This is a genomic window from Bradyrhizobium sp. HKCCYLS3013, from assembly GCF_051167615.1.
In the GTDB taxonomy this organism is placed as follows: domain Bacteria; phylum Pseudomonadota; class Alphaproteobacteria; order Rhizobiales; family Xanthobacteraceae; genus Bradyrhizobium.
This window is the reverse complement of the sequence record NZ_JBNPTK010000030.1, coordinates 1-23,826: the sequence shown is the minus strand read 5'-3', so window position 1 is coordinate 23,826 and position 23,826 is coordinate 1. Positions and strand designations below refer to the sequence as shown.

23 protein-coding genes are annotated in these 23,826 nt (G+C 66.0%); 18 read left to right on the top strand and 5 right to left on the bottom strand.

Annotated elements, in window-relative coordinates:
- Positions 1-11: 11 nt before the first annotated feature.
- The 4 genes from ACQR1F_RS31285 to ACQR1F_RS31270 are packed head-to-tail and all read left to right on the top strand — an operon-like array spanning position 12 to position 4,585.
- Positions 12-959, top strand: coding sequence for an ABC transporter permease (locus ACQR1F_RS31285; protein ID WP_434914493.1), 948 nt, complete (start codon positions 12-14; stop codon positions 957-959).
- A complete protein-coding gene (locus ACQR1F_RS31280; RefSeq protein WP_434880826.1) occupies positions 952-1,782 on the top strand; it encodes an ABC transporter permease in 831 nt (276 codons plus the stop codon). The genes ACQR1F_RS31285 and ACQR1F_RS31280 overlap by 8 nt, the downstream gene beginning before the upstream one ends.
- Positions 1,779-3,353 (top strand): nickel ABC transporter ATP-binding protein NikE, encoded by a 1,575-nt coding sequence (gene nikE, locus ACQR1F_RS31275; RefSeq protein WP_434914492.1) that lies wholly within the window; start codon positions 1,779-1,781, stop codon positions 3,351-3,353. Before ACQR1F_RS31280 ends, nikE begins: the two co-directional genes overlap by 4 nt.
- 17 nt (positions 3,354-3,370) lie before the next feature.
- Complete coding sequence (locus tag ACQR1F_RS31270; RefSeq protein WP_315800384.1) at positions 3,371-4,585, top strand: M20 family metallopeptidase; 1,215 nt, start codon at positions 3,371-3,373, stop codon at positions 4,583-4,585.
- A gap of 8 nt (positions 4,586-4,593) precedes the next feature.
- Here the strand turns inward: ACQR1F_RS31270 and ACQR1F_RS31265 are convergent, their stop codons facing one another.
- The 4 genes from ACQR1F_RS31265 to ACQR1F_RS31250 all read right to left on the bottom strand — a co-directional run bounded on the left by ACQR1F_RS31265 (position 4,594) and on the right by ACQR1F_RS31250 (position 9,591).
- The gene (locus ACQR1F_RS31265; RefSeq protein WP_315712545.1) at positions 4,594-4,950 is read right to left on the bottom strand and encodes a carboxymuconolactone decarboxylase family protein; all 357 of its coding nucleotides are present in this window, start codon (positions 4,948-4,950) and stop codon (positions 4,594-4,596) included.
- Positions 4,951-4,958: 8 nt separating this feature from the next.
- The gene (locus ACQR1F_RS31260; RefSeq protein WP_316183485.1) at positions 4,959-8,180 is read right to left on the bottom strand and encodes an efflux RND transporter permease subunit; all 3,222 of its coding nucleotides are present in this window, start codon (positions 8,178-8,180) and stop codon (positions 4,959-4,961) included.
- Complete coding sequence (locus ACQR1F_RS31255) at positions 8,177-9,166, bottom strand: efflux RND transporter periplasmic adaptor subunit (RefSeq protein WP_434872919.1); 990 nt, start codon at positions 9,164-9,166, stop codon at positions 8,177-8,179. The genes ACQR1F_RS31260 and ACQR1F_RS31255 overlap by 4 nt, the downstream gene beginning before the upstream one ends.
- A gap of 125 nt (positions 9,167-9,291) precedes the next feature.
- A complete protein-coding gene (locus tag ACQR1F_RS31250; protein WP_315800450.1) occupies positions 9,292-9,591 on the bottom strand; it encodes an ArsR/SmtB family transcription factor in 300 nt (99 codons plus the stop codon).
- A gap of 120 nt (positions 9,592-9,711) precedes the next feature.
- On the opposite strand from ACQR1F_RS31250, the gene ACQR1F_RS31245 reads away from it, so the two are divergent.
- The 5 genes from ACQR1F_RS31245 to ACQR1F_RS31225 all read left to right on the top strand — a co-directional run bounded on the left by ACQR1F_RS31245 (position 9,712) and on the right by ACQR1F_RS31225 (position 13,582).
- On the top strand, positions 9,712-10,998 hold the full coding sequence (locus tag ACQR1F_RS31245; RefSeq protein WP_315800380.1) for an NAD(P)/FAD-dependent oxidoreductase: 1,287 nt from the start codon (positions 9,712-9,714) through the stop codon (positions 10,996-10,998).
- Positions 10,995-11,435 (top strand): thioredoxin TrxC, encoded by a 441-nt coding sequence (trxC, locus tag ACQR1F_RS31240; protein WP_434914491.1) that lies wholly within the window; start codon positions 10,995-10,997, stop codon positions 11,433-11,435. Before ACQR1F_RS31245 ends, trxC begins: the two co-directional genes overlap by 4 nt.
- A gap of 57 nt (positions 11,436-11,492) precedes the next feature.
- Positions 11,493-11,696, top strand: coding sequence for a YgaP family membrane protein (locus ACQR1F_RS31235; RefSeq protein ID WP_315739305.1), 204 nt, complete (start codon positions 11,493-11,495; stop codon positions 11,694-11,696).
- 37 nt (positions 11,697-11,733) lie between these two features.
- On the top strand, positions 11,734-13,179 hold the full coding sequence (gene ccoG, locus ACQR1F_RS31230) for a cytochrome c oxidase accessory protein CcoG (RefSeq protein WP_434914490.1): 1,446 nt from the start codon (positions 11,734-11,736) through the stop codon (positions 13,177-13,179).
- Between the two features lie 196 nt (positions 13,180-13,375).
- Complete coding sequence (locus ACQR1F_RS31225) at positions 13,376-13,582, top strand: hypothetical protein (protein ID WP_315712536.1); 207 nt, start codon at positions 13,376-13,378, stop codon at positions 13,580-13,582.
- 22 nt (positions 13,583-13,604) lie between these two features.
- Here ACQR1F_RS31225 and ACQR1F_RS31220 read toward each other — a convergent pair whose 3' ends face one another.
- Positions 13,605-14,243 carry a TetR/AcrR family transcriptional regulator gene (locus ACQR1F_RS31220; RefSeq protein ID WP_434914489.1) on the bottom strand — a complete coding sequence of 213 codons (639 nt, stop codon included), beginning with the start codon at positions 14,241-14,243 and terminating at the stop codon, positions 13,605-13,607.
- A gap of 265 nt (positions 14,244-14,508) precedes the next feature.
- Here ACQR1F_RS31220 and ACQR1F_RS31215 point away from each other — a divergent pair, with 265 nt between their 5' ends.
- The 9 genes from ACQR1F_RS31215 to ACQR1F_RS31175 all read left to right on the top strand — a co-directional run bounded on the left by ACQR1F_RS31215 (position 14,509) and on the right by ACQR1F_RS31175 (position 23,498).
- Positions 14,509-15,369 (top strand): FAD binding domain-containing protein, encoded by an 861-nt coding sequence (locus ACQR1F_RS31215; RefSeq protein ID WP_434914505.1) that lies wholly within the window; start codon positions 14,509-14,511, stop codon positions 15,367-15,369.
- Entirely contained in the window at positions 15,366-15,899 is a 534-nt protein-coding gene (locus ACQR1F_RS31210; protein ID WP_316183490.1) for a (2Fe-2S)-binding protein, read from the top strand. The genes ACQR1F_RS31215 and ACQR1F_RS31210 overlap by 4 nt, the downstream gene beginning before the upstream one ends.
- Positions 15,896-18,271: a xanthine dehydrogenase family protein molybdopterin-binding subunit gene (locus ACQR1F_RS31205; protein ID WP_434896117.1), complete on the top strand. Its 2,376-nt coding sequence runs from the start codon at positions 15,896-15,898 to the stop codon at positions 18,269-18,271. The genes ACQR1F_RS31210 and ACQR1F_RS31205 overlap by 4 nt, the downstream gene beginning before the upstream one ends.
- A 24-nt stretch (positions 18,272-18,295) precedes the next feature.
- On the top strand, positions 18,296-19,546 hold the full coding sequence (locus ACQR1F_RS31200) for an ABC transporter substrate-binding protein (protein WP_434839082.1): 1,251 nt from the start codon (positions 18,296-18,298) through the stop codon (positions 19,544-19,546).
- 10 nt (positions 19,547-19,556) lie between these two features.
- Positions 19,557-20,429, top strand: coding sequence for a branched-chain amino acid ABC transporter permease (locus ACQR1F_RS31195; RefSeq protein ID WP_315800372.1), 873 nt, complete (start codon positions 19,557-19,559; stop codon positions 20,427-20,429).
- On the top strand, positions 20,429-21,430 hold the full coding sequence (locus ACQR1F_RS31190) for a branched-chain amino acid ABC transporter permease (protein ID WP_434914488.1): 1,002 nt from the start codon (positions 20,429-20,431) through the stop codon (positions 21,428-21,430). Before ACQR1F_RS31195 ends, ACQR1F_RS31190 begins: the two co-directional genes overlap by 1 nt.
- Positions 21,427-22,182, top strand: coding sequence for an ABC transporter ATP-binding protein (locus ACQR1F_RS31185; RefSeq protein ID WP_434848240.1), 756 nt, complete (start codon positions 21,427-21,429; stop codon positions 22,180-22,182). The genes ACQR1F_RS31190 and ACQR1F_RS31185 overlap by 4 nt, the downstream gene beginning before the upstream one ends.
- On the top strand, positions 22,175-22,894 hold the full coding sequence (locus ACQR1F_RS31180; protein ID WP_434872917.1) for an ABC transporter ATP-binding protein: 720 nt from the start codon (positions 22,175-22,177) through the stop codon (positions 22,892-22,894). The genes ACQR1F_RS31185 and ACQR1F_RS31180 overlap by 8 nt, the downstream gene beginning before the upstream one ends.
- Positions 22,895-23,153: 259 nt before the next feature.
- Positions 23,154-23,498 carry a Lin0512 family protein gene (locus ACQR1F_RS31175; protein WP_315800448.1) on the top strand — a complete coding sequence of 115 codons (345 nt, stop codon included), beginning with the start codon at positions 23,154-23,156 and terminating at the stop codon, positions 23,496-23,498.
- Positions 23,499-23,826 lie beyond the last annotated feature (328 nt).

Genomic DNA, 23,826 nt, shown 5'->3' with positions numbered 1-23,826 from the left:
GGATCCGAGCGGTGTCATTCGCCTGGCTGCTGCGGCGGCTGCTCCTGATGGCCTACACGGTCGTCATCGTCAGCGTGCTGGTGTTCGCCATCACGCAGGCGCTGCCGGCTGATGCCGCGCAGACGCTGCTTGGCGAGAACGCCTCGCCGGAGGCGCTGGCCGCCGTTCGCGGCCGGCTCGGGCTCGACGACCCGGTCTGGCTGCAATTCGCGCATTGGGTCGCGCACGCGGCCATCGGCAATTTCGGCGTCTCCATGCGCACCGGCCTGCCGGTCGCGCCGGAGATGCTGACGGCGCTGTCGCGCTCGCTGCTGCTGGCAGCCGTCGCACTCGTCGTCACCCTTCTGATCGCGGTCCCGCTCGGAATCTTCGCGGCGCTCCGCAGGGGGCGGCCGGCGGATACGGCCGCCAGCGTGGTCGCCTATCTCGGGGTCTCCCTGCCGGAGTTCGTCACCGCAACCGTGCTCGCGCTGCTGCTGACCGACATCCTGCCATGGCTGCCGGCGACCGGCTACGTGTCGCCGCTGGAGGATACCGGGCTGGCGCTCCGCCACCTGATCCTTCCGGTCCTGACGGTGTCGGTCATTCTCGTCGCGCATGTGATGCGCATGATGCGGTCGGAGACGCTGGACGTGCTGCAGTCCGACTACGTCCGCGCGGCGCGGCTGAAAGGCCTGCCCGAGCGGACGGTGCTGGTGCGGCACGTGATGCGCAACGCGCTGCTGCCGGTCATCACCATCGTCGCGCTCGACGTCGGCTATCTCCTAGGCGGCATCATCGTCATCGAGGAGATCTTCGCCATTCCCGGCATCGGCCGCGCATTGATGATCGCCATCACCACCCGCGATCTGCCGTCGATCCAGGCCGGCGCGATGATCATGGCGGTCACCTATGCCATCACCAACACGCTGGCGGACGTCGTCTACGCGCTGCTCGACAGGCGGATCAGCTATGATTGAGCTGCTCGGCCGCATGATCCGCAAGCCGCAGGGCGCGATCAGCGTGACGCTGCTCGTTGCGCTCGCGATCGTCTGCATCCTCGGCCCGTGGCTCGCGCCCTATGGGGCGGAGAAGATGGATTTTCTCGGCCGCTTCCGCGCCCCCGGATGGCAGAACTGGCTGGGGGCCGACCAGTTCGGCCGCGACGTGCTGAGCCGCCTGTTGTCCGGAGCGCGCGCCACCGTTCCGATGGCGCTGGCGGCGACGCTCGCCGGCAGCGCGATGGGCGCCGTGATCGGCGTCGCATCGGCCTATCTCGGCGGCAAGGCCGACGAATTCATCATGCGCACCAACGATGCGGTGATGGCCATTCCGGGTCTTCTGATGGCGCTGCTGCTGGTCAGCACGCTGGGCAATGGGGCTATCAACGCGGTGATCGCGATTGCCTTTGCGTTTGCGCCGGGCATGGCGCGGGTCACGCGCTCCGTGGCGCTTGCGGTACGCAATCAGGACTACGTCAAGGCTGCCATCGCGCGCGGCGAGGCGGCCTCGCAGATCATCTTCCGCGAGATGCTTCCGAACGTGATGGGCCCGATCATCATCGAGGCCACCATCCGCGTGTCATTCGCGGTGATGCTGTTCGCGACGCTCAGCTTCCTTGGCCTGGGTGCGCAGCCGCCGGCCTCGGAATGGGGGCTCATGGTCGCCGATGCGCGCCAATACATGCACCGGGCGCCATGGCTCCTGATCGCGCCCTCGGCCGCGATCGCGCTGTCGGCGATCGCCTTCAATCTCGTCGGCGATGCCCTGCGCGACGCGCTGAATCCGCGGGACGATCGATGAGGCCGGCGCTCGCCATCACCGACTACGGGCTGGACTATGTCACCTCGGCGGGCGCCGTCGAGGTGCTGCGCGACGTGTCACTCGAGATCGCGCCCGGCGAGGTGCTCGGCCTCGTCGGCGAATCCGGCTCCGGCAAGAGCTCGCTGGCCTGGGCGTTGATGCGGCATCTGCCGGCCAATGCCCTGGAAGTCTCGGGTTCGCTGCGTCTGGGCGACCTCGACCTGCGGTCCCTCAGCCCGAAGCGACTGACCGCGGTCCGTGGCCGCCGCATCGGCATGGTGTTCCAAGACCCGTCGACAGCGCTCAATCCGACCTTGACCATCGGCCGTCAGATCTCCGAGGCGCTGATGCGTCATCGCGATTTGAATGCGCGGGCCGCCAGGGATCTCGCGATCGATCTGCTCGGCCATGTCGAGCTCCGCAATCCCGCGGCGGTGCTGCGGCGCTATCCGCACGAGATCTCGGGCGGAGAGAAGCAGCGTGTGATCATCGCGACGGCCTTCGGCTGCCGGCCCGATGTCATCCTGTTCGATGAGCCCACGACGGCGCTCGACGTCATCACCGGCGCCCGCATCATCGAGCTGTTTGCGCGGTTGCGGGCGGAGACCGGTGTCGCTGCGCTCTACATCTCGCACGATCTCGCGATGATGACCCGCGTCGCCGATCGCGTCGCAGTCATCCAACACGGCCGCATCGTCGAGCAGGCGCCCGCGTCCGATATCTTCCGCACGCCGCGGCACGACTACACCAAGGCGCTCATCGCCGCGGTGCCGCGTCCGGAACGGCGGCTCGTGAACGATCAGCCGGGCGCGGCCCTGGTGCTCGACGCACGCGGCATTGAGGTTCACTACGGCCGAGGCGGGCTGTTCCGTGCGGCGCCGCCGCCGGCGACCAAGGCCGTCGACGTCCACGTCCGCGCCGGCGAAATCGTCGGCCTCGTCGGTGAATCCGGTTCGGGAAAGTCGTCAGTCGCTCGCGCCCTCACCGGGCTCGCCCGCTTCGACGGCACGATCAGCTTCGACGGCCGGACGCTGCGCGGGGCTGGCGACATGAACCGGGCCTATCGTCGCGATGTTCAGATCGTGTTCCAGCACCCGGATTCCTCGCTCAATCCGCGCCATCGGATCGGTGAGATCCTGTCGCGTCCCCTGAAACTCTATGGCGGCGACGTCGCCGCCGTGCCGCGGCTCCTGGAGCAGGTGCGACTGCCGGCCTCCTATGCGATGCGCTGGCCGCACCAGCTCTCCGGTGGCGAGAAGCAGCGCGTCGCGATCGCGCGCGCGTTTGCGGCACGGCCGCGGCTCGTGATCTGCGACGAGATCACGGCGCCGCTCGACGTCTCCGTCCAGGCCCGGATCATCGAGCTGCTGCTGGCGTTGCGCGCCGAGACCGGCGCGGCCTATCTGTTCATTACCCACGACCTCAATCTGATCCGGCGGATCGCGCACCGCATCGTCGTGATGCGTCATGGCCAGCTCGTCGACAGCCGCGCCGTTGATGCTTTCGGCGCCGAAGACGTTCACCCTTACACCCGCGAGCTGATGGCGGCCTCGCCAGCGCCGGTTGGCTGACCGCAAGGATTGACCCGATGGACCGCAACGACCTGCTCGCCCGCATCGATATTCCCGCCTCGCTCGCGCTGCTGTCGCGCATGGTACAGCACAAGAGCTATTCGAAGACCGAGGGCGAGAAGCAGCTCGCGGCCTTCATGGCCGAACAGATGAGCGCGATCGGCCTGGATGCCGCCCTCGCTCCGTTCGGGGCCGAGGGCCGGGTCAACGCGGTCGGCCGCTGGCACGGCACCGGCGGCGGCAAGAGCCTGCTCTTCAACGGCCATGTCGATACAAATCCGGTGACCGAGGGCTGGACCGTCGATCCCTGGGCGGGGAAGGTTGACGACGACTTCATCTACGGCATCGGCGTGTCAAATATGAAGGCCGGCGACGCCGCCTATTTCTGCGCGGTCAAGACGCTGATCGAGGCCGGCGTGAAGCTGCGGGGCGATGTCATCCTGACCTATGTGGTCGGCGAGCTGCAGGGTGGAGTCGGCACCTATTCGCTGCTAGAGCAGGGGCTGCGCGCCGACTATTTCATCAATTCGGAGCCGACCGACCTCAAGGCGATGACGATGCATGCCGCGGCCTTCATGTTCATCATCGAGCTCGTCGGCAACACGCGGCATCTGTCGAAGCGCGAGGAGGCGGTGGACGCGATCACCGCCGCCTGCGATCTCATTCCGCGTCTCAACGCGATGCGGTTCTCCGGCGCGCGTTCGCCGGCACATGAGGCCATCAACCGCGTCCATGTCGGCGTCGTGCACGGCGCGCTCGGTCGTGAGTTGCACGAATGGCGCACGCCGCAGGTCGCGGATTTCGTCCGCATCAAGGGCTCCGGCCGTTACGCTCCAGGGCAGACCGAGCAGGGCGCGCTCGCGGACATGCGGCGCGAGCTCGATGCGCTGGAGGGGCGTTTTCCCGGCCTGAAGGCCCATCTGATGTCGGAGGACCGCGCCGGCGTGCCGACCATGCCGCCGTTCGAGGTCGCGCCGGACAGCCCGATCGTCCGTGCCGTCAACAATGCCTATCGCGTCGTGCGTGGCGCCTCCCAGCCGACCGGCCCGGTGGCGCCGAGCTGCTTCTACGGCACCGATGCCGGCCATCTCTATACGTATGGCGGCATGGAGGGCATCGTCTGCGGGCCGGGCGGCCGCTACAACACGATGCCGGACGAGCGCGTCGACATTCCCGACTATCTCGACATGATCCGCATCTACATGCTGGCCATTCTCGATATCTGCGACTGAACCTGCGCTCAGGCGGCGGCTGCCTGTTGCTGGAATTGCTCGAACGCCGCAATCGCATCGGCGGCATACATCAACGACGGTCCGCCGCCCATGTAGATCGCCATGCCGAGCGTCTCCTCGACCTCCTGCCGGCTTGCACCGAGACGGACGAGCGCCTCCGCGTGGAAGCCGATGCAGCCGTCGCACCGGACGGCGACCCCGATCGCCAGCGCGATCAGCTCTTTGGTCTTCTTGTCGAGCGCGCCATCAGCGGCGGCGGCCCTCGCCAATGCAGAGAAGCCCTGCATCACGTCCGGAATGTCCTTGCGCAGCGTCTTCAGGTTACCCGAGATGTCCTTGCAGATCTCGCTGTACAGTTTGGTCATGATAGCTCCTACGACATCTTCGTGGTGGGTTTGCCGGGCTCGCGCAGCGCGATGTAGATCGCGGGGATCACGAGCACGGTGAGCAGGGTGGAGGAGGCCAGACCGAACAGCAGCGAGATCGCCAGACCCTGGAAGATCGGATCGAGCAGGATCGTCGCAGCACCGATCATCGCCGCCAGCGCCGTCAGCAGGATCGGCTTGAAGCGCACGGCGCCGGCCTCCAACACGACGTCGCGCAGGGTCTTGCCCTCGCCGCCGCTGTGGCGGATGAAGTCGACCAGCAGGATCGAGTTGCGGACGATGATGCCGGCCAGCGCAATGAAGCCGATCATCGACGTCGCGGTGAACGGCGCGCCCAGCAACCAGTGGCCGAGCAGGATGCCGATCAGTGTCAGCGGGATCGGCGTCAGGATCACCAGCGGGAGCCGGAAGCTCTTGAACTGCGCCACGACCAGAACGTAGATGCCGAGGATGGCCGCGCCGAATGCGGCGCCCATGTCGCGGAAGGTCACGTAGGTGATCTCCCATTCGCCATCCCACAGCAGCGTCGGACGGGACTCGTCCGCCGGCTGGCCGTGGAAGCCGATCACCGGCTTCGGCAGCTTGCCCCAGTCATGGGCGTCGATCCGGTCGGCGACCGCGAGCATTCCGTAGAGCGGCGCCTCGAACCGGCCGGCGAGTTCTGCCATCACCATGTCGGCAAAGCGGCCGTCGCGGCGGAAGATCATCGGCGACCCCTCTTCCATGGTGGCCTTCACCACCTGGCCGAGTTCGACGACAGTCTTGCTGCCGGGCAACGTGTTGGCGGGCACCGGCGTCGATGCCAGGGCCTGACTCCAGCTCTTGTCGTGCTTCGGCAGACGCACGGCGATCTCGATCGGATTGCGGTCTTCGCCGCGATGCGAGTAGCCGACCGAGACGCCGCCGAACAGCGTCTGGATCGTGTCGTAGACGTCTCGCTGCTCGACACCGAAGAACTCGAGACTGTCCTGGTCGATCGACAGCCGCAGCCGCGGCCGGCGCTGGCCGATGGAATCGTCGATATCGACGATGAAGGGAACGTCGGCGAAGACCTTCTTGAGTTCGGTGGTGACGGCGCGCCGGGTCGCCGCGTCCGGACCGTAGATCTCGGCGAGCAGGGTCGCGAGCACCGGCGGCCCGGGCGGCACTTCGACCACCTTGATGCTGGTGCCGGCAGGCACAGGGATGCTCTTCAGCCGCTGCCGCAACTCGAGCGCGATGTCGTGGCTCGCGCGCTTGCGGTCGCCGCGCGCGGCGAGATTGACCTGTAGCTCGCCGAGTTCGGGCCGCTCCCGCAGATAGTAGTGCCTCACGAGACCGTTGAAGTTGAACGGCGCTGCCGTGCCGGCATAGCTCTGCACGGTCGTGATCTCCGGCAGCCCATGCGCGATGTCGGCGGCCGCGAACAGCGTGCGCTCGGTATCCTCCAGGCTCGCGCCTTCGGGCAGGTCGACCATCACCGCGATCTCCGACTTGTTGTCGAACGGCAGCAGCTTGACGGTGACGGACTTGGTCGCGAACAGGGTCATCGACAGCAGGGTGGCGATGCCGACGCCGAGCAGGAAGATCCAGGCGGAGCGCTTGCTGGCGACGATCGGGCGCGCGACGCTGCGATAGATGCGTCCGAGACGGCCTTCGCCATGCGCGTCATGAGAGTCCGCAGAGGCGCTGGTCGACCTCGGCGCCAGCCGCAGCATCAGCCACGGCGCCACCACCATGGCGACGAAGAACGAGAACAGCATCGCCGCCGAGGCGTTGGCCGGGATCGGCGCCATGTAGGGACCCATCAGTCCCGACACGAACAGCATCGGCAGCAGGGCGGCGACCACGGTCAGGGTCGCGACAACGGTCGGATTGCCGACTTCGGCGACGGCCTCGATGGTGGCCTGCAGGCGCGGCCGGCCGTCATGCATGCCCCAATGGCGCGCGATGTTCTCGACCACGACGATGGCGTCGTCGACCAGGATGCCGATCGAGAAGATCAGCGCAAACAGGCTGACCCGGTTGATCGTGTAGCCCATCAGATTGGCGGCGAACATCGTCAGCAGGATCGTGGTCGGAATCACCACGAAAGTGACGAGGGCCTCGCGCCAGCCGATGGCGACCGCAATCAGCACGACGATCGAGATCGTGGCGAGGCCAAGATGGAACAGCAGCTCGTTGGCCTTCTCATTGGCGGTCTCGCCGTAGTCGCGCGTCACCGTGACGGCGACGTCGCTCGGAATGAGACTGGCCTTCAGCCCTTCGAGGCGCTGCGCGATGTCGTGCGACACCACCACGGCATTGGCGCCGGCGCGCTTGGCGAGCGCAAGACTTACCGCCGGCACCCGGTGCCAGTCGCCCTTGTCGTTGCGGGCGTCGTCCCAGACGCGGTGCTCGGCGAGATTGGGGCCGATGACCACGGTGGCGACGTCGCGCACATAGACGGGACGACCATCGCGCGTCGAGATCAGGAGCAGGCCGATATCCGGGATGCCCGTGAGCGTCTGGCCCGCGGCGACATTGCGCACGATGCCGCCGTCGCGAACGTCTCCGGCCAGGAACGAGCGGTTCGCGTCCTTCACCTTGGCGACGAGCTGCTGCAGGGTCACGCCGAACAGCGACAGCTTTTCCGGATCGGGCTCGACCCGGATCTGCTGGGCGCCGCCGCCGGAGATATAGGTCAGGCCGATATTGTCGACCTTGGTCAGCTCCGCCCGCAGCTTGTCGGCGAGCTCGTAGAGGTCCTTGTCGGACCAGCGCCCGGCGGCCTCCGGCTTCGGCGACAGCGTCAGCACTGTGACGGCGACGTCGTTGATGCCGCGGCCGACGATCAGCGGCTCGGGAATGCCGACGGGGATGCGGTCGAGGTTGGCGCGCAGCTTCTCGTGGACGCGCAGGATCGCGTCCTCGAACTTGGTCCCCACCAGGAACCGCGCGGTGACCATGACACGGTCGTCCTCGGTCTGGCTGTAGACGTGTTCGACGCCATCGATCGCCTTGACGATGGTCTCCAGCGGCTTGGTCACGAGCTCGACGCCATCGGGCGCACGCAGGCCGTCGGCGTTGACACGGATGTCGACCATCGGCACGCTGATCTGCGGCTCTTCCTCGCGCGGAATCACGACGACGGCGATGAGGCCGACCACGAGCGCCGCGAGCAGAAACAGCGGCGTCAGCGGCGAGGCGATGGTCGCCTGGGTAAGCTTGCCTGAGAGTCCGAGTTTCACGGCTGCACCAACTGGTCGCCGGCGCGCAGGCCGGACAGGATTTCAAGTCCATCGGGGAGATCGGCGCTCGGCAGAGCGCGTCCGCGCTGCACCGGAACGCTCACCTTCTGCGTCCCTTGCTGTAACTGGACATAGTCGATGCCGAACCGGGTCGTAACGTAGCGGGACGGAATCACGAAGGCGTCGCGCTGGCCGCCGGAGATCCAGACCCGCAGCCGGTCGCCGACGAAATACTGGCCGAGACCCGAGACGATCGCGTCCGCCACGACCCGGCCTTCCTCGATCTGCGGATAGACGAGGTCGATCACGCCCCATTTGTCGGAGCTGTCGCCGAACTCGGCGCCGTCGACCCGGACCTTGTCGCCGGCCTTGAGAAAGAGAGCGTGGCGCTCGGGCACGCGCAGTCGCAGCTTGAAGTTCTGCTGCGCCACCGTGACCACTGGATCGCCGGGCAGCACCACCGATCCGACTGCAACCAGCTTCTTCAAAACGCGGCCGTCATCGGGCGCCAGCACCTGGCCTTCGCTCATCTGCTGGTTGACCACCGCGCGCTCGGCGGTCTTGGCCCGCAGCGAATTCTCGGCGACGTTCAGCGCGGTGCGCGTCTCGTCGAGCTTGACCCGGGGCAGGGTGCCGCGCTCGACGAGCCCCTCGGTGCGGGTGAAGTCGATCTGCGCCTGATTGGCCTGGGCCTGCAGCGCTTCGATCTGGGCGTCGAGCGATTTGATCTGCAGGGCCAGTTTGTCGTCGCCGATCAAGGCGATGGGCTGGCCGCGCTTGACCGGGTCGCCTTCGCGCACCGAAAGCTGCACGATGGTGCCGCCGATGCGGCCGCGGGCAGGGACCACGCTGATGCTCTCCACCGTCGCGAACACCGCCTTCTCGTCGGCGACCTGCCGCGGCGCCACCGTCAGCGTCTCCGCAAGGGCCGGCGCTGCCTGCCACGCCATCGCGGCGACCAAGCTCAGGACCGATAATCTGCGCATCCGCCTATTCCTGTCTGGTTTGATTCGATTTGTGAGATTGGGCGAGCCGTCCGCGGTCGGCTGCAGACATCTCACCTGGATGGGGGTTCCCGTTTGATATTGGTCAAGATGCCGGTCCGGCATCCTCATAGTCTCGGTCGCGGTCTCGGCCCGCAGTACACCTGATAGAGCGTCTTGAGGACCTCGCGGGCCGGATCGCTTGTGATCGAATAGTAGATCGTCTGCCCCTCGCGCCTGGCGGTGACCAGGCCGTCCTTACGCAGGAGCGCCAGGTGCTGCGACACGGTCGAATCGCGCAGGCCGAGAAACTCGGCCAGTTCTCCAACCGACCGCTCGTCGTCGACCAGCTGGCAGATGATCAGGAGGCGATGGCGGTTCGACAGCGCCTTCAGGAGGTCGCTGGCCTGGTCCGCCGCCGCTTCCATGATGTCAGCATCAATTTTCATAGTTGCGTATATACAGATATTCGAATATATAGTCAAGGCCGGCGGCGGCGCCGCGGTGACATGAAGCAAGAATGAATCAAGTGCGGATGGAGGATCCCAATGGCGGAAATCGTGGTGATCGGGGCGGGGCTGAGCGGCTCGCTGATGGCTTATGAAATGTTGCCGCAACTGAGGAGGGAGGATCGCGTGACCGTTGTCTCGCAGGGGTCCTCCTATCATTTCGTGCCATCCAACCCATGGGTGGCCGTGGGCTGGCGCAAGCGCGACGAGATCGAGATCGATCTGGTTGACGTCATGCAGCGCAAGGGCATCCGGCTGCTGACGCAGGGCGCCAAGCGCGTGCATCCGGCCGAGAACCAGGTCGAGCTGACGGATGGCGGCATGGTGGCATACGATTATCTCGTCGTCGCCACCGGTCCCGAACTCGCCTTCGACGAAATCCCGGGGCTTGGACCCGATGGGCATACACAATCCGTGTGCCACGTCGACCACGCCGCTCATGCCAAGGCGGCCTTTGACAGGCTCGCCGAGAAACCCGGGCCAGTGATCGTCGGTGCGGTACAGGGCGCCTCCTGCTTCGGCCCCGCTTACGAATTCCTCTTCATCCTGGAAACCGAGCTGCGCCGGCGCAAGATGCGCGACCAGGTGCCGATGACCTTCGTGACCTCCGAGCCCTATATCGGCCATCTCGGCCTCGACGGCGTCGGCGACACCAAGGGCCTGCTGGAAAGCGAGATGCGCGAAAAGCACATCAAGTGGATTACCAGCGCGCGCGTCACCAAGGTCGAGGATGGCCGCATGTTCGTGGAGGAGGTCGCCGACGACGGCACCGTCCGCAAGACGCACGAGCTGCCGTTTGCCTATTCGATGATGCTGCCCGCCTTTCGCGGCGTGGGAGCCGTCCGCGGCATCGACAAGCTCACCAATCCCCGCGGCTTCGTCGTCGTCGACAAGCATCAGCGTAATCCGACCTTCCCCAACGTGTTTGCCATCGGCGTCTGCGTTGCGATCCCGCCGATCGGGCCGACGCCGGTGCCGGTCGGCGTGCCCAAGACCGGCTTCATGATCGAATCGATGGTGACGGCGACGGCCTTGAACATCGGGGCGCTGCTGCGCGGCCAGGAGCCAAAAGCCGAACCGACCTGGAACGCGATCTGTCTTGCCGATTTCGGTGATTCCGGCGTCGCCTTTCTGGCCCAGCCGCAGATCCCGCCGCGCAACGTCAACTGGTCGTCGAAGGGAGAGTGGGTGCATTACGCCAAGGTCGCCTTCGAGAAGTACTTCCTGCGCAAGATGAGGCGCGGGACGCCCGAGCCGTTCTACGAGAAGTTCCTGCTCGACCGGCTCAACATCGCCAAGATCAAGGAAGTCAGGACCGGGACATGAGCAACGGTTTGCAGATCGTGTGCGGCCATTGCGGGCAGATCAACCGTCTGCCCGCGGACCGGGCGCCGACGCAGGGGAAATGCGGCAAGTGCCATACGCCGCTGTTCAGCGGCCATCCGATCGAGGTCGACCAGGCCGCGTTCGAACGCCATGTCGCGCATAGCAGCTTGCCGCTGCTCGTCGACGTCTGGGCGCCGTGGTGCGGTCCATGCCGTGCGATGGCGCCGATGTTCGCGCGTGCGGCCCAGGAGCTGGAGCCGCGTGTGCAACTCTTGAAGCTGAACTCGGACGAGGCGCCGGAGGTGTCGGCACGGTTCGGCATCTCCGGAATTCCGACCATGCTGCTGTTGCAGCAGGGGCGGGAGCTGGCGCGGATCTCGGGTGCGATGGACTCGCAACGAATCGTCGCCTGGGCACTGTCCGGCCTGCGGCACTAGCCGTACCGCCGGACGGTCACTTGATTACGCTCAAATGCAACTATGAAGGAATATGTCATGAACGTTGACAAAGCGGTTCTCACCTTCGCAGGGATCGTCGTCCTGCTCAGTCTGGCGCTGGGTTGGTACGTCAGTCCCTACTGGTTCTTGCTGGCAGCCTTTGCTGGCGTGAACATGATCCAGGCCTCGTTCACGGGCTTCTGCCCGGCAGCGATCGTCTTCAAGAAGCTGGGGCTCAAGAGCGGCAACGCGTTCTCCTGAATCGGTCGGAAGGACGGCAAGATGGAGCGGGGATATCATGGCTGACTCGGACGACACCTATATCGTCGGGCCGCTCTACAAGGCGCGCGACAAGGTCTATCCGGCGGCCGTGCACGGCCGCTTCCGGCGCATCAAGTGGACGATCCTGTGCATCACGCTCGGCATTTACTACCTGCTGCCCTTCGTCCGCTGGGATCGCGGGCCCGGCATGCCGAACCAGGCGGTGCTGGTTGATTTCCCGCACCGCCGGTTCTACTTCTTCTTCATCGAGCTGTGGCCGCAGGAGGTCTACTACTTCACCGGCCTGCTCATCATTGCGGCGGTCGCCCTGTTCCTGATGAACGCGGTCGCCGGCCGGCTGTGGTGCGGCTACCTCTGTCCGCAGACGGTGTGGACCGACCTGTTCTACGCCGTCGAGCGCTGGGCCGAGGGCGACCGCCGCGAGCGCATGCTCAGCGACAAGCGCGGCTGGACCCTCACCCATATCCGCCAGGCCGCGCTCAAGCACTTCCTCTGGATCATGATCGGCTGGTGGACCGGCGGCGCCTGGGTGCTGTATTTCGATGATGCGCCGACCCTGGTGAAGGACCTTGCTACCTTCCAGGCGCCGTTCACCGCCTATCTCTGGATCGGCATCCTGACGGCGACGACCTACGTGTTCGCCGGTCATGCCCGCGAGCAGGTCTGCATCTATATGTGCCCGTGGCCGCGCATCCAGGCGGCGCTGACCGACGAATGGGCGCTCAACGTCACCTACAAGGGCGACCGCGGCGAACCGCGCATGTCGGTCAAGAAGGCGGAAGCCGCACGGCTGCAGGGCGCACCCGCCGGGGACTGCATCGACTGCCACCAATGCGTCAACGTCTGCCCGACCGGCGTCGACATCCGCCACGGCATCCAGCTCGGCTGCATCCAGTGCAGCCTGTGCATCGATGCCTGCGACAGCGTGATGACCCAGATCGGCCGTCCGACCGGCCTGATCGGCTACGACACCGACATCAACGTCCAGCGCCGCAAGGAAGGCAAGCCCGAGATCTACCGGATCATCCGGCCGCGCACGATCATCTATGCGAGCTTCATCGCGATCGTCGGCGGGATCATGCTGTACTCGCTGGCGACGCGCGGCACGATGGGCATCAACGTGCTGCATGAACGTAACCCGCTGTTCGTGCAGTTGTCGGATGGCGGCGTCCGTAACGACTACACGGTCCGCCTGCTCAACAAGCGCGGGCCGCGCGACTTCGTGCTGGACGTCGTGGGGCTTCCGAACGCCAAGGTGACGGTGGCCGGCGAGACGCGCGAGCAGGACGGTCGCATGGTGATCGATGTGGGCCAGGATCAGACTCGCGAGATCCGCATGTCGATCGAGGCCAAGGGGGCCGACCTTCCCTCCGCGCCGGTGGACATCGAGATCAAGATCACGGATCCGGCGACCGGGACGTCGGTCAGCAAACGCGATCACTTCGTTCCAGCGACACGATAGAGCAGTGTCGTTCGATCGCCGACCGCGAGGCATCGCCGACAGTCCGTCGGCTCATCGGGACTGATCGAGGGAGGAGCGGTCGCTCCTCCCTCGATTGCTGAGTCCGGTTGTTCCAAATCAATGCCGCCTGGAGGCCGCAGGCAGAGCATTCTCGCGTCAAGGGATCGAAAGCTTTCCTACTGGCGGAGAAGGACAGATGTTCAAGGTCGCAATTCTCATCTGGGTCATGCTGGGCACGGTGCTGGCAGGCAGTGCGGTGACGGCATTGTTGACGGTGCAGGGGCTGGTCGCGAGTCCGATGAAAGACCTGCCGTTGGCGGCGCTGGTCGGATTCGTCGTCGCCATGCCGCTATCGTATCTCGTCGCCGCGAAGATCAAGGGCGGGCGCGGCCGGACGGCGTGACGGTCGTCGACGACGGGCCGGATCATCGTAATGGTCCGGCCTGATCGTCGTGCAGCAGTCGCGGGAGTGCCAGTCTGGCGCCGTCCATGAAGAGGTCGATCGCATCACGGACGGTCTGCTCGAGATCGGATGGAACGGGTGTTTCGTAGATGAACTTTCGGATCGCGAGATAGAAGATGCGTCCGTGCAGTCCCCAGAACATCTCCGCCTCGCGGCTGCCGAGGGGGCGGGTCGCGGTGTCCGGGAGGTGCAGTTCATGCCGCAGCTCGATCGCGGCAGGCTCGATGATCTCGCGCCGGACGAGGTCGAGATAGCGGCCGGTGATGCCGAACGACTTCATGCCGGAGAACACGAAGATCCGCACCCAGTTGTATTCGAACACGCGCGCCACGTAGTCGAGATAGAAGCCGGTCAGTCGCGCCTTGAGCGGATGGCTGCGATCGCGGATCAGCGGGCCCCAGTCCTGCGACCAGCGGCTCAGATAGACCTCCTGATAGACGCGTTCGATGAGGGCTTCCTTGCTGGGGAAGTGCCGGTAGATCACCGAATGCGCGATGCCCATGCGCTTGGCGAGCTCCCGCGTCTGGCCTTCGAAGCCGCGCTCGGCGAAAAAGCGGATCGCTTCATCCACGATCAGGCGCTCGCGGTCGGCAGCGCGCATGTTGCGGCGCCTCGCCTGTGGGCGGCCGTCGGTTTTGCGCGGGCGTCCACCAATGCGGCCCTTCGTCTCAACGCTCGCTGTCTTCGGAGTCCTGGCCATGGTCTCAATCGATTGTGGCGACAAGCCTGTCTGATACCCGAAAGCAGATTTGTGACCAATCGTTCGTTTCTGGTTGACCGCACTGCCGCCGCGTGCAATTCTTTTGAGACCAGATGGTTACAAATCTGGAATTTCGGGCTGGCGAGCCCTGGCGGCGAGGAAACGGATGAAAGCGAGGGCTTTCAGCTATTTTCGTGCACACACGATCGGCGAGGCGCTCGAAGCTCATGCGAGCGCCGGCGACGATGCGCGATTCATTGCCGGTGGCCAGAGCCTGGTTCCGGCGCTGGCGTTGCGTCTCCAGGCCCCGCGAACTCTGATCGATATCAACCACATTGCAGAGCTGCGCGGCATCACGCGGGACGGCGAATGGTTGCGGATCGGCGCCTTGACCCGGCACTGCGAGATGCTGACCGATCCCTTGATTGCCGAGTTTGCCCCGCTGTTGCGTGCCACGGCGCCGTTCGTCGCGCATCCTGCCATCCGCAATCGCGGGACCTTTGGCGGCAGCGTCGCGCTGGCCGACCCGGCCTCCGAATTTCCGGCGATGGTGCTGGCGCTCGACGCCGAGATCGAGATTGCCGGCGCGTCCGGCCTGCGCCGCGTCAAGGCCGACGACTTCTTCACCGACCTTTTTGAGACTGCGATCGCGCCCGGCGAGCTCCTCGTTGCGGTTCATGTTCCTCTCTTCAAAGCCGGTCAGCGCATCGCGTTCGATGAGCTGGCCCGCCGGCGCGGCGACTATGCACTGGTCGGTTGCGGTCTGCTCGCGACCTGCCGGGGCGATCTGATCGAGCGCCTCCGCATCGCGTTCTTCTCGGTCGGCAATGTCCCGACCCGTGCGAGACATGCGGAGGCAGCCCTCACCGGCAGCCGGATCGATGCTACACGGATTGCGGCCGCGCAGGCCGCGCTCGACGAGGATCTCGCGCCTGCTGACAGCGACGACGTTCCGGCGGCGATGCGCCTGCATCTGGCGCGCGTTCTGCTCGGCCGGCTGCTGGGACGGATCGGAGAAGCCGCATGAGCGCGCCGGTCGACGTCGAGACCGAGGAGCAGGTCCGTATTCGCCTCATCGTCAACGGCCGCAAGGTCGCGTGTGACGTCGCGCCCCGCGACACGCTGGTGGATTGTCTTCGCCAGCAGCTCGAATTGACCGGCACGCATGCCGGTTGCGAGATGGGCGCCTGCGGCGCCTGTCTGGTTCAGCTCGACGGCGCTGCCGTGCATGGTTGCCTGATGTTTGCCGTGCAGGCCGATGGTGCGCGCATCGAGACCATCGAGGGGCTCTCGGAGAGCGGCGTGATCGCCGACCTGCAAGCCGAGTTTCATCGGCGCAATGCGCTGCAATGCGGGTTCTGCACGCCGGGCATGCTGATCACCGCTCATGAGCTGTTGACCCATTCGGCACGGCCGAGTCGCGAGAGCATCCGCGACGCGCTCTCGGGCAATTTCTGCCGCTGCACCGGATACGAAGCGATCGTTGACGCCATTGCCGCGGTCGCCGCGGAACGGGCGGCAACGCCATCGCAGGGCGCGGAGGGCTCGTCGTCATGACCGTGCCGCTGACCTCGCTCGACCGTCCAAATTCCTATATCGGCCGCTCCGTCCCGCGTCCGAATGCGAAGCGGCTGCTCGCCGGACGCGGGCGCTACGTGACCGACATTCGCCTGCCGCGCATGCTGTACGCCGCCTTCCTGCGCAGCCCGTATGCTCATGCGCGCATCACCGGCATCGACGTCGATGCGGCGCGGGCGTTTGCGGGCGTTCATCTGGTCGCGACCGGCGCTGATCTGGCGAAGATCTGTACGCCATGGACCGGAACACTCGATCATTTCAAGGGCATGACGTCCGAGCCGCAGCTGCCGTTGCCACTCGATCGCGTCGTCTGGGCCGGCCAGGCCGTGATTGCCGTGGTTGCCGAGAGCAGGGCGATCGCGGAGGATGCGCTGGAGCTGATCTCGGTCGGTTACGAGGAGCTGCCGGCGGTGGTCGATCTCGACGCCGCGCGCCAGCCGGGGACACCGCGGGTCAATCCGGCTTCCGCGTCCAACGTCTGCTTCCGCACGCAGCTCGACAGCGGCGGCGTCGACGAGGCCTTCGCGGCAGCCGCGCACGTGATCGAGCAGGAATTCAGCTTCGGCCGTCATACGCCGGTGACGCTCGAGCCGCGCGCCATCGTCGCGGACTATGATCCCGAGGGCGGTGCGCTGACGGTGCACCATGCGACGCAGACGCCTTATCAGTTCCAGGATCTGTACTCCCGCCATTACGGCATCCCGGAAGCCAGCGTGCGCGTGATCGCGCCGGATATCGGCGGCTCGTTCGGCATGAAGCTGCATGTCTATCACGAGGACATGGCGGTCGTCGGATTGTCGATCCTGCTCGGGCGCCCGGTCAAATACGTCGCCGATCGCATCGAGTCCTTCGTCTCGGATATTCATGCCCGCGATCACCATGTCCACGCGCGCATGGCCGTTGGTACCGACGGCAAGATCCTCGCCATGGATGTCCACGATGCCACGGCGATCGGCGCGTTCTCGACCTATCCGCGCACCAGCGTCGTCGAAGGCAACCAGGTCATCCGCCTGATCGGTGCGCCCTATGACTTCAAGTCCTATCGCGCCGCGCTCGAGGTCGTATTCCAGAACAAGGTGCAGACCAGCCAGTATCGCGCGGTCGGACATCCCATCGCCTGCGCGGTCACCGAGCGCATGGTGGATCTCGCCGCTGCCCGCGTCGGGCTCGATCCATTCGCGATGCGCGCCAGGAACGTGATTGCCGACAATGCCTATCCGACGGCTTCGCCGACCGGCTACAAGTTCGAGGCGCTGTCGCACGAAGTCTGCCTGCGGCGGCTGCGCGAGATCATGGACTACGACGCGCTACGGGCCGAGCAGGCCGAGCTGCGCCGGCGCGGTATCCATCGCGGCATCGGCATCGCGACCTTCGTCGAGATTACGAACCCCAGTCCGGCCTTCTACGGCGTCGGCGGCGCGCGCATCTCGTCGCAGGATGGCGCGACCGTCAGCCTGACGCCGTCGGGCGAGGTGCGCTGCGCGATCTCCGTGACGGAGCAGGGGCAGGGCACCGAGGCGATCATCAGCCAGATCGTCGCCGAGCAGCTCGGCCTCGCCCAGGAGCACGTCAAGATCATCACCGGCGATACCGAGGTCACGCCGCATGGTGGTGCGACCTGGGCCTGCCGCGGCGCGGGCATCGGTGGCGAGACGGCACTGCAGGCCGCGCGGAAGCTCAAGGCAAACATTCTGGAGATTGCCGCGCTGGTGCTGCAGGAGCAGCCCGCCGCGCTCGACGTCGTCGATGGCCAGATCGTCAGTGCCGCGACGGGGCAGCCGCGTCTGCCGGTCGCCGAGATCGCGCGCATCGCCTATTTCCGCTCCGACACCTTGCCGCCGGGCACCCAGGCGCAACTGACGGTCAGCCATCATTTCGCGCCGCAGGGCTACCCCTTCGCCTTCACCAACGGCATTCAAGGCTGCTATCTCGAAGTCGATGTCGAGACCGGCTTCATCAGGCTGCTGAAGCACTATGTCGTCGAGGACTGCGGCCGCATCGTCAATCCGATGCTGGTCGACGAGCAGTTGCGCGGCGGTGTCGTTCAGGGTCTGGGCGCGGCGCTGTTCGAGGAATGCCGTTACGGTGAGACCGGCCAATTGCTCAACGGATCGCTGGCCGACTATCTGGTGCCGATGGCGATGGAGATGCCGGACATCACCATCGATCACGTCGAGACGCCGACGGCGGACACCATTCTCGGCGCAAAGGGCTGCGGCGAGGCCGGCACCGCCGCTGCCTCGGCCTGCGTGCTGAATGCGGTCAATGATGCGCTGATGCCCTTCGGCGCGACCATCAACACCATCCCGATCACGCCCGCGCGCGTGCTCAAGGCGCTCAACCGGTTCTAAGAAAAACGAATGAGGGAGGAGATCATGCCAAGCTACGAGACGAGGCTGCGACGCACAGGAATATCCCGCCGCACGGCGCTGATGGGGATGTCGGCCGGCGTCGCCACGCTCGCGATGCCGCGCCTGGGACGCGCCGCCGATGACACCATCCGCATCGGCTTTCCGACGCCGCTGACCGGCCCGTTCGCCGCCGAGGCCCGTGACCAGGTCAAGTGCGCCGAGCTCGCCGTGAAGCTGGTCAACGACAAGGGGGGCATCGCCGGCCGCAAGGTCGAGCTCCTGGTGCGCGATGACAAGCTCAACGCCGGCGAGGCCGCGACGCGGACGCTGGAGCTGATCGAGAAGGACAAGGTGCACGCCGTCGTCGGCGCGCTCTCCAGCGCCGTCCAGCTCGCCGTCAACGAGGTGACGCGCGCCCGCGGCGTGATCTACGTGTCGATCAGCCAGTCCGACACCATCAACGAGGCCAAGGATTTCAGCAAATACACCTTCCACGAGGCGCTGAACCCGCACATGACCACGGCGGCCGTGGCCCGCCAGACCATCAAGAAGGGCATGAAGGTCGCGCATCTCGTGGCCGACTATGCCTACGGCCATGAGATGCTGCGCGGCTTCAAGCGGGCGCAGGCCGCTGTTGGCGCCGAGAGCGTCGGCGAGATCCTGCATCCGTTCGGTGCGGCCGACTATTCGACCTTCATGCCGCGGCTGATGTCGCTGCGCCCGGACGTGCTGTGCATCAGCAATTTCGGCCGCGACCAGGCCAACGCGATCAAGCAGGCGGTCGACTTCGGCATCAAGCAGCAGATGAAGATCGTGGTGCCGGTGATCCTGCACAACCAGCGTCTCGCCGTCGGGCCTGACGTGTTCGAGGGCGTGGTCGGCGGAGCCAACTATTATTGGGGTCTCGAGACCCAGAACAAGACCGCGGCCGAGTTCAACAAGGCGTTCCGGGCCGCCAATGGCGGCGCGATCCCGACCGATTACGGCGCCTATGGCTACTCGGGCGTCGGCTCGCTGCTGCAGGCGATGCAGGCCGCCGGCGGCACCGACACCGACAAGGTCGTCGCGGCACTGGAAGGACTGCAATACGACCTGACCAAGGGCCCGCAGCACTACCGCAAATGCGACCACCAGTCGGTGCAGTCGGTGCTGGTGCTGGAGTCCAAGAAGAAGTCGGCGATGGCCAACGAGAACGACCTGTTCGCGATCGTAGCCAGCGATCCCGGGGCGGACGAGATGCTGCGAAGCTGCAGCGAACTGGGTCATCCCACCTGATCCCGATCGCATGGACCTCTCGCTGATCATCATGCAGCTGTTTTCCGGCATCGCCCTTGGGGCGGTGCTGGTCATCACTGCGCTCGGTCTCACCATCGTGTTCGGCATGCTGGGTGTCGTCAATTTCGCCCACGGCGCGTTGTTCATGATCGGGGCCTATGCCGGCCTGTATGTGGCGTCGCTGACCGGCAGCTTCTGGTGGGGCTTGCTGCTCGCGCCAATTCTGGTCGGCGCATTCGGCATGCTGATCGAATACGTCCTGGTCCGTCGCCTGTATGGCCGCTCGATCGATGATCCCCTGCTGCTCACTTTCGGTCTCAGCTACATCCTGGTCGAGGGCGTGCGCATCGTATTCGGCAGCGATGGCATTCCGTTCCCGACCCCGTCGCAGTTGGTCGGCGTCGTCGATCTCGGTGTCGGCTTCTTTCCCAAATATCGTCTGTTCGTGATCGCGCTGGTGGCCGTCGTGCTGCTGGTGCTCTGGCTGATGCTGGAGAAGACCCGGGTCGGTCTGATCGTCCGGGCCGGCGCGCGTGATCCGCTGATCATGCGGGTGCTCGGGGTCGACATCGGCAAGGTGTGGCTCGCGATCTTCGGCCTTGGCGTCGGTCTCGCCGCGCTCGGCGGCGTGCTGGCGGGACCCATGCGCAGCGTCAATCCGGAGATGGGAACGCTGGTGCTGGCGGAAGCCTTCGTCGTCACCGTGATCGGCGGCCTTGGCTCGATCGTCGGTGCTGTCGTCGCCGGGCTGATGGTGGGGATCTGCATCAGCATGGTCGCGCTGTTCGCGCCCGAGATGGCGACGATCGTGATGTTCGCGCTGATGGCGGCCGTGCTGCTGGTGCGGCCGCAGGGTCTGTTCGGCCTCAAGGGGAGAGCGTGATGACGGTGCAGTCGACCGGCGAAGCACCGCCGCTTCCTCAGGCGCAGCGTCTCGTCGCGGTTCTCGCGGATCACCGCGTGCTGGTTTCGCTCATTGCGCTGGCGCTGCTGCCCTGGCTGCTGCCGTCGAAGGCGCTCGCCGTGAACGTCCTGATCTACGGCGTCGTGGTGATGGGCTACAATCTGCTGTTCGGCTACACCGGGCTGCTGTCGTTCGGCCACGCCGCCTTCTTCGGCACCGGCGCGTATCTGACCGGCATCGCCATCGGCCGCTGGGGCCTGCCATGGTTCGTCGCGGTGCCGCTGGCGGTCGGCGCGAGCACCTTGCTCGCCGCGTTGATCGGCACGATCTCGACGCGCACCCGCGGCATCTATTTCTCCATGGTCACGCTCGCGCTGGCGCAACTCGTCTACTACGTCGCGCTGCAGGCCTCCTCCTTCACCGGCGGCGAGAACGGGCTGCGCGGCTTCACGGTCGAGCACATCGGCCTGTTCGGCGCGCAGATCAACTTCCTCGATCCCGTGAACAAATATTACGTGCTGATGGTGCTCGCGGCGATCGCGATCTGGGTGCAGTCGCGCATTCTCAACTCGCCGTTCGGCGCCGTGATCGAGGCGATCAGGGAGAACGAGCAGCGCGCGCGGGCCTGCGGCTACGACGTCGAGCGCTGCAAGCTGATCGTGTTCATGCTGTCGGGCGCGATCTCCGCCGTCGGCGGCTGCATGTCGGCGCTGCATCTGTCCATCGTTCCGCTCGACATCCTGCACTACCAGACCTCCGGCATGATCGTGATGATGGTGCTGCTCGGTGGCGCACGCAGCTTCTTCGGGCCGTTCGTCGGCGCCGCCACCTTCCTGATCCTGGAGGACGTCGTCTCGCTGTGGACGCCGCATTGGCAGATCGTCGTCGGCGCCATCTTCGTCGTGTTCGTGCTGTTCCTGCCCAAGGGCATCTGGGGCACGTTCCTCGATGTGCTGCCGATCGCGAGGCAACGCCGATGAGCACCGAGCTGCTGCGCGCCGACGGGATCGGCCGTCGTTTCGGCGCCTTCGTCGCGCTGGAAGGCATCTCGGTCGCGTTCGCGGCCGGCGAGCTGACCTCGATCATCGGCCCGAACGGGGCCGGCAAGAGCACCTTCTTCAACATTCTCTCCGGCACGCTGTCGCCGAGCAGCGGCACGTTGCGGTTCAAGGGCCGCGAGCTGAACGGCCTGCCGCAGCATCGCTTCGTGCATCAGGGCATCTCGCGCTCGTACCAGATCACCAACATCTTTCCCGATTTGTCGGTCCACGAGAATGTCCGGGTCGCCGCGCAGGCCATGCGCGTGAGCTACGACATCTGGCGCAAGCGCGCCGATCTTGCCGAACTCGGCGAACGCGCCGATGCAGCCTTGATGGCGGTCGGCCTGATCGGCCGGCGCTGCGAGCTCGCCAAGTATCTCGCCCATGGCCAGCAGCGCGCGCTGGAGATCGCGATTGCGCTGGTCTCCGAGCCGGAGCTTCTGCTGCTCGACGAGCCGACCGCGGGCATGGGGCCGGAAGAGACCAAGGAGATGGTGGCGCTGCTGGAGCGGCTCGCGGAGAAGCGCACGGTGCTGCTGGTCGAGCACAAGATGAAGATGGTGCTCGGCTTGAGCCAGCGGGTGCTGGTGCTGCATCACGGCCGGCTGCTCGCCGATGGTCGTCCTGAGGACATCCGATCCAATCCGGACGTGCGCCGGGTCTATCTGGGACAGAGTGAGGGCTATGGCTGAGACCGCGTTGCTCGAGCTCGACAATGTCCAGGCCTGGTACGGCGCCAGCCACGTGCTGCACGGCATCTCGCTGCGCGTGAACGAGGGTGAGGTGGTGGCGCTGGTCGGCCGCAACGGCGCCGGCAAGACCACGACCTTGCGTACCGTCATGGGGCTGATGCCGAAGGCCTCGGGCAGCGTGCGCTTCGCCGGCCAGGACCTGCTGCCGCTGGCCGCGCACAAGCGCTTCCATCTCGGCCTTGCCTATGTGCCGGAGGAGCGTCGCATCGTGCCGGGCCTGTCCGTGCGCGAGAATCTGCGGCTTGGGCTGGTCGCCGCCAAGGCCGACATCGACGAGCGCGTGGCATTCGCCGAGATCGCCGAGACCTTTCCGCGATTGAACGAGCGGCTGGACCAGGAGGGCGTCACGCTGTCGGGCGGCGAGCAGCAGATGCTGGCGATCGCGCGCGCCTTGATCGCGCGGCCGCGCATGGTGCTGCTCGACGAGCCCTCCGAAGGCATCATGCCGGTGCTCGTCGAGGAGATGGGCGTGCTGTTTCGCCGGCTGCGCGACCAGGGCAAGACCTTGCTGCTGGTGGAGCAGAATGTCGAATGGGCGCTGCGGCTCGCCGATCGCGCCGTCATCATTGACCAGGGCGAGGTCGTGCATGAGAGCAGCGCCGCGGCGCTGCTGGCCGACAAGGACATCCAGGATCGCTACTGCGCGGTGTGACGTTGCGCGGTTCGCCGGCATCATGACGGGTCATCTCGGCGGCGGCAGTTGCGGCAGGCGCGCAAGCCCGATGCCCGCGGCCCGAGACCATCTCACGGGCTTTCTCAGCGTCAGTTCTGAGCGTCATCATGTACGATATACGCCCGCAATGGATGACCGTTTTGATGCGGAGATCGTCGTCGATCTGCACCGGCTTGCGCCGGCTGCGTCGTTGGCTATGGTCGTGCCAGGCCGGCAAAGCGAGACGAGGGAACACGTCATGGCGCGCATCCGCTGTATCACCGAGATGGGAATGGGCGTCGACGTCCACGGCCGCGACGCCACCAAGGCGGCCAGGCGGGCGGTGTCCGATGCGATCCGTCATTCCAGCCTGGGCTTCTTCCGCATGGTCGGCAAGACGCCGCAGGACATGTTCGTCGACGTCACCATCGGCGTGCCGAACCCCGAGGCGGTGGACACCGCGGCCGTCGCCAAGGAGCTGCCCTATGGCACGGTCACCGTCACCGCCGTGAAGGGCGGGCTGGAGATTCCGGCCGAGGCCGGCAGCGACGCCATCATCATCGCCAATGCGGCGGTGCTGGTCCATCTCGACGATGGCAAGTGAGAGCTCGCGCCCATCTCGCTGAACGGATTGTTCTGATGTGAATGTCAAACAGCCGGATATGCGGTCGCGATCCCGCGGCGCGTTGCGCGCCCGGGTGATATCAGGACGATGTCCCTCTCGAGAGGAGAGGGCGCAGGGAAGACCGGGTATCCGCTGATACCCGCGGCCCCCGTGCGTGAAGAAGTGCACGGGGCAGGAACCACAGGCTCAGCCGGACGACTCCGGCCTTCCCTGCGCAACGGTTGGACGGCTTATACGTGCTCTTGTGTGTTCGAAACCTGCCAGAATGTGCGAACGGGCGGTTCTGACCAACCGCCCGTCGCTGGAT

Bases quoted from the DNA above. Each gene is read 5' to 3' on its own strand.
- ACQR1F_RS31280 (WP_434880826.1), top strand. From the start codon at position 952: ATGATTGAGCTGCTCGGCCGCATGATCCGCAAGCCGCAGGGCGCGATC.
- nikE (WP_434914492.1), top strand. From the start codon at position 1,779: ATGAGGCCGGCGCTCGCCATCACCGACTACGGGCTGGACTATGTCACC.
- ACQR1F_RS31270 (WP_315800384.1), top strand. From the start codon at position 3,371: ATGGACCGCAACGACCTGCTCGCCCGCATCGATATTCCCGCCTCGCTC.
- ACQR1F_RS31265 (WP_315712545.1), bottom strand. From the start codon at position 4,950: ATGACCAAACTGTACAGCGAGATCTGCAAGGACATCTCGGGTAACCTG.
- ACQR1F_RS31255 (WP_434872919.1), bottom strand. From the start codon at position 9,166: ATGCGCAGATTATCGGTCCTGAGCTTGGTCGCCGCGATGGCGTGGCAG.
- ACQR1F_RS31250 (WP_315800450.1), bottom strand. From the start codon at position 9,591: ATGGAAGCGGCGGCGGACCAGGCCAGCGACCTCCTGAAGGCGCTGTCG.
- ACQR1F_RS31245 (WP_315800380.1), top strand. From the start codon at position 9,712: ATGGCGGAAATCGTGGTGATCGGGGCGGGGCTGAGCGGCTCGCTGATG.
- trxC (WP_434914491.1), top strand. From the start codon at position 10,995: ATGAGCAACGGTTTGCAGATCGTGTGCGGCCATTGCGGGCAGATCAAC.
- ACQR1F_RS31235 (WP_315739305.1), top strand. From the start codon at position 11,493: ATGAACGTTGACAAAGCGGTTCTCACCTTCGCAGGGATCGTCGTCCTG.
- ccoG (WP_434914490.1), top strand. From the start codon at position 11,734: ATGGCTGACTCGGACGACACCTATATCGTCGGGCCGCTCTACAAGGCG.
- ACQR1F_RS31225 (WP_315712536.1), top strand. From the start codon at position 13,376: ATGTTCAAGGTCGCAATTCTCATCTGGGTCATGCTGGGCACGGTGCTG.
- ACQR1F_RS31220 (WP_434914489.1), bottom strand. From the start codon at position 14,243: ATGCGCGCTGCCGACCGCGAGCGCCTGATCGTGGATGAAGCGATCCGC.
- ACQR1F_RS31215 (WP_434914505.1), top strand. From the start codon at position 14,509: ATGAAAGCGAGGGCTTTCAGCTATTTTCGTGCACACACGATCGGCGAG.
- ACQR1F_RS31210 (WP_316183490.1), top strand. From the start codon at position 15,366: ATGAGCGCGCCGGTCGACGTCGAGACCGAGGAGCAGGTCCGTATTCGC.
- ACQR1F_RS31205 (WP_434896117.1), top strand. From the start codon at position 15,896: ATGACCGTGCCGCTGACCTCGCTCGACCGTCCAAATTCCTATATCGGC.
- ACQR1F_RS31200 (WP_434839082.1), top strand. From the start codon at position 18,296: ATGCCAAGCTACGAGACGAGGCTGCGACGCACAGGAATATCCCGCCGC.
- ACQR1F_RS31195 (WP_315800372.1), top strand. From the start codon at position 19,557: ATGGACCTCTCGCTGATCATCATGCAGCTGTTTTCCGGCATCGCCCTT.
- ACQR1F_RS31190 (WP_434914488.1), top strand. From the start codon at position 20,429: ATGACGGTGCAGTCGACCGGCGAAGCACCGCCGCTTCCTCAGGCGCAG.
- ACQR1F_RS31185 (WP_434848240.1), top strand. From the start codon at position 21,427: ATGAGCACCGAGCTGCTGCGCGCCGACGGGATCGGCCGTCGTTTCGGC.
- ACQR1F_RS31180 (WP_434872917.1), top strand. From the start codon at position 22,175: ATGGCTGAGACCGCGTTGCTCGAGCTCGACAATGTCCAGGCCTGGTAC.
- ACQR1F_RS31175 (WP_315800448.1), top strand. From the start codon at position 23,154: ATGGCGCGCATCCGCTGTATCACCGAGATGGGAATGGGCGTCGACGTC.